Origin of the sequence: Pseudomonas sp. NPDC088444 (genome assembly GCF_044900175.1) — a bacterium.
Lineage (GTDB): Bacteria > Pseudomonadota > Gammaproteobacteria > Pseudomonadales > Pseudomonadaceae > Aquipseudomonas.
This window is the reverse complement of the sequence record NZ_JBJDNK010000001.1, coordinates 668010-681153: the sequence shown is the minus strand read 5'-3', so window position 1 is coordinate 681153 and position 13144 is coordinate 668010. Positions and strand designations below refer to the sequence as shown.

General features: G+C 60.8%; 8 protein-coding genes. 2 read left to right on the top strand and 6 right to left on the bottom strand.

The window, feature by feature from the left end:
- Positions 1-111 precede the first annotated feature (111 nt).
- Together mqo and ACI2KB_RS03290 are read right to left on the bottom strand one after the other, a co-directional pair.
- Complete coding sequence (gene mqo / locus ACI2KB_RS03295) at positions 112-1761, bottom strand: malate dehydrogenase (quinone) (RefSeq protein WP_404631325.1); 1650 nt, start codon at positions 1759-1761, stop codon at positions 112-114.
- 502 nt (positions 1762-2263) lie between these two features.
- Positions 2264-3904 (bottom strand): methyl-accepting chemotaxis protein, encoded by a 1641-nt coding sequence (locus tag ACI2KB_RS03290; RefSeq protein WP_404631323.1) that lies wholly within the window; start codon positions 3902-3904, stop codon positions 2264-2266.
- A gap of 449 nt (positions 3905-4353) precedes the next feature.
- On the opposite strand from ACI2KB_RS03290, the gene ACI2KB_RS03285 reads away from it, so the two are divergent.
- Both ACI2KB_RS03285 and ACI2KB_RS03280 read left to right on the top strand, forming a co-directional pair.
- Positions 4354-5958, top strand: a complete 1605-nt coding sequence (locus tag ACI2KB_RS03285) for a response regulator (RefSeq protein ID WP_404631321.1) — start codon at positions 4354-4356, stop codon at positions 5956-5958.
- Positions 5955-6647, top strand: coding sequence for a sensor histidine kinase (locus tag ACI2KB_RS03280; RefSeq protein WP_404631319.1), 693 nt, complete (start codon positions 5955-5957; stop codon positions 6645-6647). Before ACI2KB_RS03285 ends, ACI2KB_RS03280 begins: the two co-directional genes overlap by 4 nt.
- 136 nt (positions 6648-6783) lie before the next feature.
- Here the strand turns inward: ACI2KB_RS03280 and ACI2KB_RS03275 are convergent, their stop codons facing one another.
- The 4 genes from ACI2KB_RS03275 to ACI2KB_RS03260 form a co-directional block, all read right to left on the bottom strand.
- Positions 6784-8229 carry an efflux transporter outer membrane subunit gene (locus tag ACI2KB_RS03275; RefSeq protein WP_404631317.1) on the bottom strand — a complete coding sequence of 482 codons (1446 nt, stop codon included), beginning with the start codon at positions 8227-8229 and terminating at the stop codon, positions 6784-6786.
- Positions 8230-8432: 203 nt separating this feature from the next.
- Positions 8433-10592 (bottom strand): glycosyltransferase family 2 protein, encoded by a 2160-nt coding sequence (locus ACI2KB_RS03270; protein WP_404631315.1) that lies wholly within the window; start codon positions 10590-10592, stop codon positions 8433-8435.
- A gap of 2 nt (positions 10593-10594) precedes the next feature.
- Positions 10595-11857: a hypothetical protein gene (locus tag ACI2KB_RS03265; protein WP_404631313.1), complete on the bottom strand. Its 1263-nt coding sequence runs from the start codon at positions 11855-11857 to the stop codon at positions 10595-10597.
- On the bottom strand, positions 11854-13101 hold the full coding sequence (locus tag ACI2KB_RS03260) for an HlyD family secretion protein (protein WP_404631311.1): 1248 nt from the start codon (positions 13099-13101) through the stop codon (positions 11854-11856). The genes ACI2KB_RS03265 and ACI2KB_RS03260 overlap by 4 nt, the downstream gene beginning before the upstream one ends.
- Between the last annotated feature and the right edge of the window lie 43 nt (positions 13102-13144).

Here is a 13144-nt window from a genome sequence, read left to right as displayed (position 1 = left end):
GATTCGGCACCGCGTGCAGGGGGAGGGCGTAGGCGATACCGATGCTCAAAAAAAAGCCACGGGGTTTGCGCCCCGTGGCTTCGCGTTCACTGCATCATCGATGCGGCGAGATCACAGCGCCATGTCGTTTGCAGGCTTGCTTTCCAGCGGCTTGGTCGAACCGGTGTCGTTGGAGATGCTGGTGCCAACGCTCTGGTCGATGACCGGCGGTTTTTCCAGTTGCAGGACTTCAGCGGTGTAGTTCCACTCCTGCTGAACAGCGGCCGGCGAGTCGTTCAGCTTGGTGCCGTAGCTCGGGATGATCTGGTGGATTTTGGCTTGCCACTCAGGGGTCGCGACCTTGTCCTTGAAGACCTTTTCCAGCACGTTCAGCATGATCGGCGCAGCGGTCGAAGCACCTGGCGATGCGCCCAGCAGAGCAGCGATGCTGCCGTCCTGAGAAGAAACGACTTCGGTGCCCAGTTTCAGCACGCCGCCTTTCTCGGCATCACGTTTGATGATCTGTACACGCTGACCGGCTTGCCACAGGCGCCAGTCTTCTTTCTTGGCGTGCGGGAAGTATTCCTGCAACGCTTTGAAGCGGTCGTCGTCAGACAGCATCAACTGACCGGCGAGGTACTCGACCAGCGGGTACTGCTCGATGCCTACTTTGGTCATTGGCCAGAAGTTGTGGGTGGTCATGCTGCTGAACAGGTCCAGGTACGAACCTTCTTTCAGGAACTTGGTGGAGAAGGTGGCGAATGGGCCAAACAGAATCACGCGCTTGCCGTCCAGCACGCGGGTGTCCAGGTGCGGAACCGACATGGGTGGCGCGCCGGTGGACGCGATGCCGTAGGCTTTGGCCATGTGTTGCAGGGCAACGTCCTGGTTATCGGTGACCAGGAACGAACCACCGACCGGGAAGCCCGCGTAGTCACGGCCTTCCGGAATGCCGGATTTCTGCAGCAGTTTCAGCGCGCCGCCGCCTGCACCGATGAACAGGAACTTGGCGTCGGTGCCGCTGGTGGTGCCGTCTTTCAGGTTCTTGTACGAGACGTGCCAGCTGCCGTCTTCGTTACGGGTGATGTCCTCGACCTCGGTGGAGAGCTTCAGGTTGAAGTTCGGGCGGGTCTGCAGGGCGCTCACGTATTGACGAGTGACTTCACCCCAGTTGACGTCGGTGCCGATTGGCGTCCAGGTGGTGGCCAGCTTCTGGTTAGGGTCGCGGCCTTCCATCATCAGCGGGACCCACTTGGCGATCTGCGCGTGGTCCTCGGAGAACTGCATCGGGCGGAACAGCGGGCTCGCTTGCAGGGCTTCGTAACGTTTTTTCAGGAATTTGATGTTGTCATCACCCCACACGAAGCTCATGTGCGGCGTGGTGTTGATGAACGAGTGCGGGTTCTTCAGCACGTCGCTGCGAACCTGCCAGGCCAGGAACTGACGGGTGACCTGAAACGCTTCGTTGATCTCGATGGCTTTGGAGATGTTGACTTTGCCGTCTTTGTCTTCCGGCGTGTAGTTCAGCTCGGCCAGGCCCGAGTGGCCGGTACCGGCGTTGTTCCAGCCGTTGGAGCTTTCTTCGGCGACGCCGTCCAGACGCTCGATCATTTCCATCGACCAGCCCGGCTCCAGCTCATTCAGCCAGACACCCAGGGTCGAACTCATGATGCCGCCGCCGATCAGCAGCACGTCCACTTTTTTGCTTTCAGCAGCGTGTGCCTGAAGCATCCCCAAAGAAATTGCCAGGCCCAGCAGCGCCTTGCTCGTCGTTTTGATCATTGCACGCATCCAGTTGATAGAACGTTATCCGCCTGCCGCTTGGTCGAGGCGATACCCGAGGCTTCACGTCTGCTCCGACGTATGAGAAGGCCCGGTGTCGCGCCCGGCGGGCGAGGGTAGGGTTCAAGGTCGATGGAAACGGACCTTGAGTTCTGTGTCCCTCCGCGCTGGCTTCTTGTTAGATCATTGGATTCAGCAGCTTGAGTAAACAACAAATATCCCGCAGGACTCGGTCATCAGGTCCAAGTGATCTGCGAGGGGCGGCGATTGTACCTGAAATGTTATTTACGACAAAACATGTGCCAATTTAGTCAATACGCCAATGTGTCACAGGTGGCAAACAGATGGCTTGCCCGGGTTGGATTGCCGACCGCGTTGTGGGAGCCGGCTTGCTGGCGAAGGCGTTTGAACATTCACATCTATCTGTGTGGGTTGAGTGAACGCATTCGCCAGCAAGCCGGCTCCCACGGCCTTCCGCCAGAAGCCAGGCCGAGCGCCTCAACTAAAGGGTGAACTTGCCCACCATCGAATTGAACGACACCGCCAGTCGCGACAGTTCCTGGCTCGATGCGCTGGTCTGATTGGCGCCCGCAGCGGTCTGCGCCGAGAGGTCCTGAATGTTGACCAGGTTGCGGTCCACTTCACGGGCCACTTGCGCCTGTTCCTCGGCCGCGCTGGCGATCACCAGGTTGCGTTCGTTGATCTGGCTGACGCCCTCGCTGATGCGCTCCAGCGCAAGCCCCGCCTCGGTGGCCAGGCTCTGGGTGTTGACGGCAATCGCCTGGCTCTTGCCCATGGCCTGCACGGCTTCGTCGGCGCCGTTGCGCACCAGGGTGATCATCGATTCGATTTCACCGGTCGATGCCTGAGTGCGCGCGGCCAGAGCACGAACTTCGTCAGCCACCACCGCAAAACCACGGCCTTGCTCACCCGCGCGGGCAGCTTCGATGGCAGCGTTGAGCGCCAACAGGTTGGTTTGTTCGGCGATGCCGCGAATCACGTCCAGCACTTTGGTAATGTCGCGAATCTGCCCCGCCAGTGCTTCGACGCGCTGGGTCGAGTCGTTGATTTCCACGGTCATGGTGTTCATCGCCGCGACAGCCTGTTGCACCTGTTGTTGCCCTTTCTGTGCGTCATTGGCGGTCTGGGTCGAGACTTGCGAAGCGCTGGCGGCGTTGCGCGCCACTTCCTCGACCGCTGCGGTCATCTCGTTGACGGCGGTCGCGGCCTGCTGGATTTCGTCGTTCTGGCGCTGCAAGCCACGGCTGCTGTCGTCGGTCACGGCGGTCAGCTCTTCGGCGGCGGAGGCCAATTGGTCTGAGGCGTTGGCAATCTGCTGCACGGTGTTCTTCAGATTGCCCTGCATATTCGACAGGGCTTTGAGCAGTTGACCGGTTTCATCCTCGCCGCCCGCCGCGATGGCCTGAGTCAAGTCACCGCTGGCCACCCGTGCGGCGCTGTCCACCGAGAGATAGATGGGGCGGGTGATCATTCGGGTCACGATCAATCCCAGTGCGATGGCGCAGATCACCGCGATCAGCGAACCGACGATCAGTATCCACGTGACCTGCTGATCCGTTTCGATACCTGCTTGCGCGGATTCGCGAGCCTGACGGGCGTTGGATTCGATGATGATCTTCAGCTCGCCCATGGTTTTGCGGTAGGTCGGGGTGACACTGCTGGCGGCCAGTTTGCTGGCCTGTTCGAGATCGCCGCTCTGAATGACGGCGAAGGTGTTCTGCGCAGCCGAGACGTAGGCTGCCCAATCCCGTTCGAAATCATCGCCCGCCGCTTTTTCGTCTGCTTCCAGCGGCGTATTGCGATAGGCCTTGAAATCGGTGTCTGCCTGGGCCTGGTTTTCCTTGAACGACTGAATGACCGCGTTGATTTCTTCCGGGCTGGCCTTGATGGCGCTCAGGCCGATGACTTTGAAGAAGTCGCGGTTGGTGGCGATCACGTTGGCTTTGACCGAGTCGACTTTGGTGATCGAAAACATGTTGTTTTCAACCGTGTCTTGAAACAGGTCGTACAGACGCGAAATACCAGCCTGGCCTAATACACCGACCACGACCGTGATCAGCGCACACAGACAAAAAGCGGACAACAGTTTGGTCTTGAGTTTCAGATGGGAGAGCCAGGACATGGGCAGTACTCGGGCAGGAGGAGATGTCGCGACGCAGGGGCCGCTTTCCTTGCGTATCGGCGGCGCCGTGATGGACTTTACACGTTTTGAAATAACTACGATGAACGCCATCATTTAACGCGCTATTTGCGGATTTTGGATCCACGATCACTGCGCAATCATCACCCCAGTAATGGCTTTTGACCTGCAACAGAAGGTCTCGGCAGGAATCGGTAAATCTGTGTATGAAGGTCGCTTTTTCCCGCAACCATCACCTAAGCTTTACCCCATCGCCGCCGATAACCCGGACAAGCGGCGTCTCGTCGCACCGCAAGTGGCCAAAGCTGGTATGAAATAGCTTGATGGCAAATTGATGTTGGCTATCATCTGCCCCGCCGAAACGGGCAGCATGGCTGACCCGTTTTGTAATTGCCCCTGGGCTGATTTTTTCTCCCGTGACAGGAATCTCGATGCTGGCGTGGAACCAAAAAACCTTTCTGATCGTCGATGATTTCTCCGATTTTCGTAGCTCGGTCAGGTCGATGCTGCGCGAGTTGGGCGTCAAGGAAGTAGACACCGCAGACAACGGCGAGCAGGCGATCAAGGCCTGCTCGCAGAAGCGTTACGACTTTATTCTTCACGACTTCAACCTGGGGGATGGCAAGAAGAACGGTCAGCAAGTTCTGGAAGACCTGATGACCGACCGGCTCATCAGCCACGAAAGCGTGTTCGTCATGGTCACCGCCGAAAACAGCCAGGCGATGGTCATGAGTGCGCTGGAATGGGAGCCTGACGCCTACCTGACCAAGCCGTTCAACCGCGCGAGCCTGGCCCAGCGCCTGGAAAAGATCGTGCAGCGCAAGACCCTGCTCAAACCGATTCTTCAGGCACTGGATCGCGGCAAGCCTGCTGAAGTGCTGGCCGCGTGCGTCAACCTGACCAAACAGGACCCACGTTTCGCGCCGTTGTGCCTGCGTTACAAGGCTGATGCACTGCGAGATCTTAATCAGTTCGAACCGCTGGAAGCCTTTCTCAAATCGATTCTCGCCGACCGTCCACAGCCGTGGGCCTATTCGGCGTTGGGCAAGCTGTTGCTCAAGCGTGGGCGTAATGCCGAAGCGCAAACCGTTTATGAAGACGCGATTCGTGCCTTTAACACCATGCCCGTGTTGTTCGACGGCCTGGCCGATGTGCTGATCGCCAGCGGCGACAGCCGCCGTGCGCAGAAAATGCTGGAAGAGGCGGTGCGTCTATCGCCCTACGCGGTGCGTCGCCAGCGGCTGCTGGGCAAACTGGCGCTGGAAAATCAGGACTTCGACAGTGCCTCCAAAGCCTATCGTCAGGCGGTGTCGCAAGGTCAGTTCTCTCGCTTCAAGGACCCGGAAACCAATCTGGGGTTGGCGCAGGCGTTGATCAGCAAGGGCGGCGATCGCGGTCTGGATGCGCGCGCCCGTGTCGAGATCAACCAGACCTTGGGCGAGGTTGCCAAGGAATATACGGACGACGCGGGGCTTCAGGTCCGTGCACGCCTGATGAAAGCCACCAGTGTCGTCAGTTCCGACCCGGAAATGGCCGCCAAACTCACCGAGCAGGCCATGGCCCGGCTGGAGGGCATGGAACAGTTTCTCAGCGCCGATGCCGCGCTCGCCGTGGCGTCGCAGCTCAAACAGTTGGGGCAGGAATCAGCGGGCGCGGGCATTCTGAAAAGCTGCGCAGAGATTTACGGCGACGACCCGGTGGTCATGCAGAGCATCGCCAAACAGACCGACGACCCGGAAATCCTCAGTGCAGGCAAGGCGGCCATCGACCTGAACATGCAAGGCATTCGCAGTTATCGCGCAGGCAAACTGGGCGAGGCTCAGGACCTGTTCCGTCAGGGCCTGGCATTGCAACCGAAGAACATCAGTATCGCGCTGAACATGGCGCAATCGCTGTTGCACATGGGCGTGCAGAACCTCGACGCGGCGAGCCTGCAAGAGTGCCAGAACAGCCTGAAAATGGTGGGCAAAATGCCTGAGACCGATCCTCGGTACGAGCGTTATCAGAAATTGCGGCTCAAGGCGTTCGGCGGATGACGGATCAGGAACAGGGGCTGGATTTCTCAATGGTGATCGCCTCCACCGTCCACGACATGAAAAACTCGCTGGCCTCGCTGATTCAGGCCCATGGTCAATGGGTCAGGCAATTGCCAGAGGCCCAGCGTGGCACGGCAGAACAGGGCGTGATCGACTACGAATTCGCGCACCTGAACGGCATGCTGGTGCAGTTGCTGGGGCTGTACAAACTGGGCGTGAATCAACTGCCGCTGCGCCCGGACTACCACGAATTGGACGATTTCATCGAAGCGCAACTGGCGTTCCATGAGGAAGTGCTCGCCAGCCGTGGCATCGTGGCGCGTTACGAGGTGGAAGACTTCGGTCTGCCTGGTTTCTTCGACCGCGAGCTGATTGGCTCGGTGGTGTCGAACGTATTGATCAACGCCATTCGCTATGCGCGCAAGGACGTGTTGATTTCGGCGGGGCAGGTGGGTGAGCAGTTGGTGATCAGCATCAACGACGACGGCCCGGGCTTTCCCGAGCACATGATCGAGCGCCAGACCGACTACGTGCTGGGCATCAACCAGAGCAGTGGCAGCACCGGGCTGGGGTTGTATTTCGCAGCGAACATTGCTCGGCAGCATCAGCGCAAGGGCGTGCACGGCCATATCGAAATCGCCAATGGTGGAGAGTTGGGCGGCGGGTTGTTCAAGGTTTATTTGCCGTGATTGGGCGCGGTAGTACCGGGACTTGGTAATACGATCGCTGTGGGAGCCGGCTTGGTGCGGGCGGCGTTCCGACGAAAGCAGTTGATCAGCCAACATAGAATTTCCCACAGATCTGATTCCGGTGGCCGATCAGCCTTCACTTCGCATCCGCCACCTTCATTTTCGGTGGGAACCACCCGCCGCCAAGCGCCTTGTACAGTGTGACTTGATTGACCTCCCGCGCCAGTTCCAGATTCAGCCATTCCTGCTGCGCCGCAAACAGTGAGCGTTGGGCGTCCATGGTCGAGAAATAACTGTCCAGCCCGGCCTCGAAACGCAGGCGCGACTGGCGCCAGGCTTCTTGATAATCCTCAACCAGACGCTGCTGCGCCGCCACCTGCCCGAGCATTTCCTGTCGCGCGTTCAGGGCGTCGGCGGCCTCTCGAAAGGCATTCTGAATCGTGCCTTCATAGGCAGCGGTGCGTGCGTCATAGCGGGCGTGGGCGGCGTCCACCACGGCCCGTCGCTGGCCGCCGTCGATCAGGGTCATCGAGCCTGCCGCCGCCAGTTGCCAGAACTCGGCAGGCCCGGTCAGCAGTTTTGAAAAGTCCCCGCTGAGGCTGCCCAAGGCGCCGGTCAACGACAAGGTTGGAAAATACGCGCTGCGGGCCGCCCCGATGTCGGCATTGGCGGCGCGCAACGAGGCTTCGGCGGCCATGATGTCCGGGCGTCGCTGAATCAGGCTCGATGGCAAACCGGCAGGCACGTCAGCGGTGGCCAGGGTCTTGCCCAGATCACCGACGGGCAGTAAATGATCCGGGATCGGCTGGCCCACCAATACGCGCAAGGCGTTGAGGTTCTGCGCGACTTTCATGCGGTAGGTGTTGAGTTGCACGGCGGCGGTGTTGGTCATGGCATCGCCCTGATGCACATCGATGCGCGCCGTTGAGCCTGCGTTATAGCTGCTGCGCAGTAACTCTCCGTAGTGCTTTTGGGCCTCGAAGGTGCTTTGAGCCAGGTTGAGCAGGGTCTGGTTGGCCTTCAGTGTCAGCCAGGTGCTGGCCACTTCACCGATCAGGCCCAGGCGTGCGGTCTGGTAGTCCGCTTCGCTGGCTTCGAAGCGCGCATCGGCGGCATTGCGCTGGCTACGCAGGCGCCCGAACAGGTCCAGTTCGTACGAGGTAAAACCGGCAGTGGCCTGAAAGGTGTTGTCGATACTCCCCGAGCTGACGCCCCCGCCTTGTGTGCGCACCAGTGGCGGGATTTTGCTGCGCCCGGCGTAGGTGTTGACGCCAATGGAGGGGAAGAGCGAGGCGCGAGCACCGTCGGATCCGGCGCGGGACTCCTCAACCGACGCCGCGTATTGGCGCAGACCGCGATTGTTTTCAAGGGCCAGATCGATGATCTGACGCAGACGAGGATCGGTGATGAAGGTGTGCCAGTCTTCTTGAAACGCCTGCTTCGATTCGCTGGCGCCAGCGCCTTGGGTATTGCTTGGCCATTGTTGGTCGATGGGGGTGTCAGGGCGTTCGTAGGTGGGTTCCAGCGAGCAGCCGGTGAGCAGGAGGAGGGTGAGGCAGGTGAGGGGCAATGGGCTGTTCATCGGCGTGTTCTCGTGTGCATGACATACCTGCAATCTCAACGTGTGGCGTAGCGTTCGGCATTGCACTGAGCCCCTGTGGGAGCGAATCCATTCGCGATGCGGAGTGTCAGGCCAAGGTGTTGTTTGGTGTGCTGACGCCATCGCGAATGAATTCGCTCCCACAGGGGATCATCAGTGATCCGAAAAACGGTGACCCAGAATCTCTACAACCGCATCCCGAACAACGCCCGCAATGGCGCCAGCAGCAGCGACCAAAGATCGCCCCTTGGTGCCGACATCCTGGGTGCGGGCCCGTCGGGCAGGCGCATGTTCACAGTCTTGAAGCTGGGCATGGGCCTGCGCTGTTTGCGTTGCTGACGTCCGCGACGAGCGCGCAGTGACGCAGGTGGGCGTTTCTCACCAATCAACGAGCGCCGCAACAAGCTGCTGAACGCCACGGACGGCTGTGCCCTGCCCGCAACGTTAGTGTTGGCGTCGCTGAACAGGCGACCAACCAAGCGCTGGCGCAGCTTTTCATCCAGATCGACGAATTGCAGGCCCAAGCGCCCGTCCCCGGTCTGGCGTTTGACCTCCACCGGTACGCGCCCCACCTTGTTGACCCACACCGTGCCGCGTAGCCCCGGCCGGATCCGCGCCGCATGCTCGCAGGCAAATGAAGCGCCGCTGATGGAAATGTCGGTCAGCTTCCCGGCGAACATCCGCCCGGCCAGGTGCAGCCCTGCCGGTTTGACGAACGGAAAGCGCTCCTCGCCATGCAGCCGTGGCCGGTCGACACAGGCCACCAGCGTCGCCACGTTGTAGACCAGCGCCACCACCGTCCAGCACAGGTTGAACTGCACGTTGCCATCGAAGGTATCCGCCGTGGCAATCGCCGTGAACGCGCCGATCTGGGCAAACAGCGTGAGAAAGAAAAAGAACCCGAACAGCTTCCAGTGGACCATCGCTTTAGTGCGGTCCAGCCCCTTGGCCGTGACTTTGAAGGGCCGCCCGAAAGGGCGAATCATCGCGCTGACGATGGTTGCCGTGACCGCGAGCGACGCGACGATCTGCGTGACCTCGGTGAAAATGGGCAGGGTTCGTCGATCGGTCACCCAGGTGCCGTACCCCCAGAAGGCGATCAGTGCGGGCATGCCGAAGGCCAGAAAGTCCATCGGTTTGGCGTAGAACCCCGCGATGCCGAAGTACCAGTAGAGCATCGGCGAAATCAGCATCATCAAAATGAACGGCTTGGAAAACCAGTGCAGCATGCCGTGGATGTAATGCAGGCGATCGTTGAGCGTGTAGCCGCGCCCGCGCAATGGACCCTCTTCCAGTAACGCCACCTGAATCGTGCCCAGGCACCAGCGTCCTCGCTGGTTGATGTACTCGGTCAGGCCCTCGGCGGACAGGCCTATCGACAGCCGCTCATTGAGCCAACGAGTGACATAGCCGCGTTGCAACAGGCGGTAGGTGGTGTAGATGTCCTCGCAGACAGAGCCTGTAGGAAAACCGCCGATTTCGTTGATCCGGTCGCGTCGTACCACGAAGGATGTGCCCACGCAGAAAGCAGCATCCCAGCCATCCTTGGCCGGTTGGAAAACGTCGAAGAACACCCGCTGTTCGTCCACCCAACAGGTCGACGAGCCGAGGTTGTGCTGGATCGGGTCCGGGTTGTAGTAGAACTGCGGGGTCTGTACCAGTGCGACTTTCGGGTCTTCGAACAGCCCCAAGGTGCGCATCAGAATGGGCTGCTGCGGCGCGAAGTCGGCGTCCAGCACCAGAATGTAGGGCGCATTGGTCGAGGCTTCGGACTGGCGCAGGCCGTTGTTCAGGTTGCCCGCCTTGGCGTGGCTGTTGTCCGGGCGTCGCGCGTAGTACACGCCCATCAGCGCGCAGTAATCGCGTAGCCAGTCGCGGCGGGTGTCATCCAGCACCCAGACGTTGAAGTTGGGGTAATCCATGGCCTTGGCCGCGATGATGGTTTTCTCCAGCACATCGAGGCCTTCGTTGTAGGTGCAGATGAACACGTCCACAGCGGGTACGTGCCGACCTGCGCTGCGCAACCGATTTTCTCCGGCGTCGGCGGTGGCCGTGTGATCGCTGCGCATCAACATGACGACAATGGACACCAGCGTGTAGGTGATCGCCAGCAATTCGAAGAACAGGAAGGTGTAGGACCATAGTGTGGCGAACCCCGAGTGAATGTCCGGCAACGTTTCCCGCACCCGCCAGACCACGTAATTGATCAGCAGTAGGCCGGTCATGATTCCGAACACCGCACGGGCGGGCCATTGGTCGCGGTGGGTCAGGCTGGCGAACAGCAGCACCATGGCCAGCGTGCCCAGATTCAGTTGCCACAGTTGCAGCGAATCCAGTGCGTGCATGATCAGTTCGCCTCCTGAGCGCCCGTGAATGGGTTGACGCCGCTGGCCGCGATGGCTGCCCATGCCGTGGCGCCCAGATGGGGCAGGTGGTAGTAGAAAAAGTCGTTGCTGGTGGAGTCCGGACCGATGGCAAGGCCCGTGCTGATTTGCGCTTGCGGGGTCGCGAACAGCCAGCCGTCGGCGGATCGCTGGGCCATCAATACCGGCCACAGCTGTTTGGCCTTGTCAGTGGCGCCGGTCAACTGTGCAACGGCGGCGGCTTGTGCGGTGCCTTCGGTCCACAGGCCATCGGGATCGCGACTGAAGCCATAGCCCGCGCCAAAGCGATGGGCCTGATCGATGAAGGTGAACACCCGCGCCCAGTCGGCGGACGGGTTGCTCACCGCGATCAACGGCCAGATCTGCGCATCGAGGCCTGAGCGCTGGTGCTCGGCGGTGCGGCCATCGGACAGGGTGCCGATCAGAAAGCGGCCTTCGGTGGCGACCCATTGGCTGTCAACGAAATCCCTCGCGATCTGCGCCTGCGCGGCGCTGTCGGCACTGGCGTTGATGCGGTCCAGCGCCGCCCACGCAGCGGCGAGGTCGACGTTGTGTTCGGTGGATTTCCAGCCCTGGCGCAAGGGGTTGGGCGGGTAGCCGTAAAAGCCGCCGATGAAGCCCGCTGGCGACTGGCTGTCGTAGGTGTTGCGTTGCGTCCACAGCAGTACTCTTTCGGCGGCTTGCAGGTAGCGCGGGGCTTGGGTCTGACGGAACGCTTCGAGCAACGCCAGCGCAGCCCAGGCCTGGTTGCCGGTGGCGCTGCTCACTTGATAGGCGTCCTGATTCCAGGCATTGCGTTCCTGACTCCAATAGCCGGGCAGCAGAATCGGGCCATGGGGTTTGACCGGTCCCGCCGCGTATGCGTTACGCAGGCGTCCGTCGTGATAGTCGGGGTCATTGTCCGTCGCGTAGGCCAGTGCGTCGGCGATACGGCTGGCTGACAGCGCTTTGCCACAGCCAAACAGGGCGATGCTGGCCAGTGCGTTGTCGTAGGTGAACGCCACACCGCGCAAGGCGATGATCGCCGGAGGATGGCCTTCGAACGCCGGGTAACTGGCCAGCAAAACCGGGCCGTCGGCGAGGGATTGCACGGCGCGGTCGAGGGCGGCGCAGGTCACCTGCTCCAGTTGCGGGCGGCTCTGTTCGGCGTGAGCTGGGGTGATGAAAAGCATCGACAGCAGTGGCCCGGACAGCATCCCGATTCGGGCGAGAGCAGCACGTCTCATCGCGACACCTCGACGGTTACCCAGTTGCCGGGATTGCAGGTACGCGCTCGCTCGTTTTCCGACAGGTCGTCATCGAACGCACCGACGACGTACACCGAATTCTGCTCGGCGAAGGGGAAGGGCACGCTGTAATTCGACGATAGCGTGTCGCTGGGTTTGGACAGTAATTGCGTCACGTGGGCCCGAAGCGGCTGGTTCAAGCCTGCGACGTCCACGGTCAGCACGGTGTCGCGCGTGATCTTGCTGGCCATGCGTTCCGGAAACACGGCAATGACGTTGCTTTGATTGCAATGGGTGGCCCTCACCAGCGTCGAGCCTGCGCGTACCAGCGTGCCTTCGGGGGCGACCAGTTCCTGTACGGTGCCGGGGGCGTAGGCGATCACGTTGTAGGCGGCCATAAGGCTGACCCGATTCTGCTCGGTCTCGATCAGGCGATTGAGGTTGTCCAGTTCTTCCTGTTGCGTCGCCTGATGCTTGGCCTGATTGGCCAGGCTCAGTTGCAGCGTGGTCATCTGAGTCTGCAGGTCGTAAAGGCGCAACTGATCGGGGTCGAGGTACACCTGCTCGCTGGCCGCCGAGGCATCGCCGCTGTTGATGCGCAACTGCGAGCGAACCGACTCCGCCGCCCCTTGCAACGACGCCAGTTGAGCCTTGGAGGAGGCGACTGTCGCCTCGCTCACCGCGCCTTGCCGGAACAGCTCTAGATTGCGCGCCACCGTTGATTGGGCGTCCTGTAGCCGAGCATCTGCGGCCGCGCTTTCCGCCCTCAAGGCCCGCTGTGTGAACTGTTGCCGGGTGCGATAGGCCTTCTGGTATTGCTGGCTGGTTTTCTCCAGCGCGTCGTAGAACTGTTGGTCGTGTTCTGCCTGGCCTTTGAGCGAGGCGAGTTGCTGTTCCAGCGTCAGGCGCCGGGTTTGCAGGGTCAGCAAGGTTTCCTGATTGGCCCGAGGGTTTTCGATGGTGGCGATGGTCTGGCCTTTCTCGAAGCCTTCGCCGGGCTTGATCGTCAGCGAACTGACCACGCCATCGATGGGGGTGGTCAGCAGAATCACCGGCGCATTGAGGATCGCCCGCGTAGCGGTGGACGACATCAGCGGCATGAACAAGGTGGAAAACAGCAGCCAGACGATGAAAAACAGCACGCTGAAACCCACGAGACGGGGAAGCAGCGACAGCGTGAAGAATTGCGGTTTGGCGGGCACGCCCGACGTCATCGCAATCGGTTCGACCGATAGGTTGGTCATCTCCAGCACCTCAAGGCCAAGCGTGTAGAAATCGGTTCGCAGC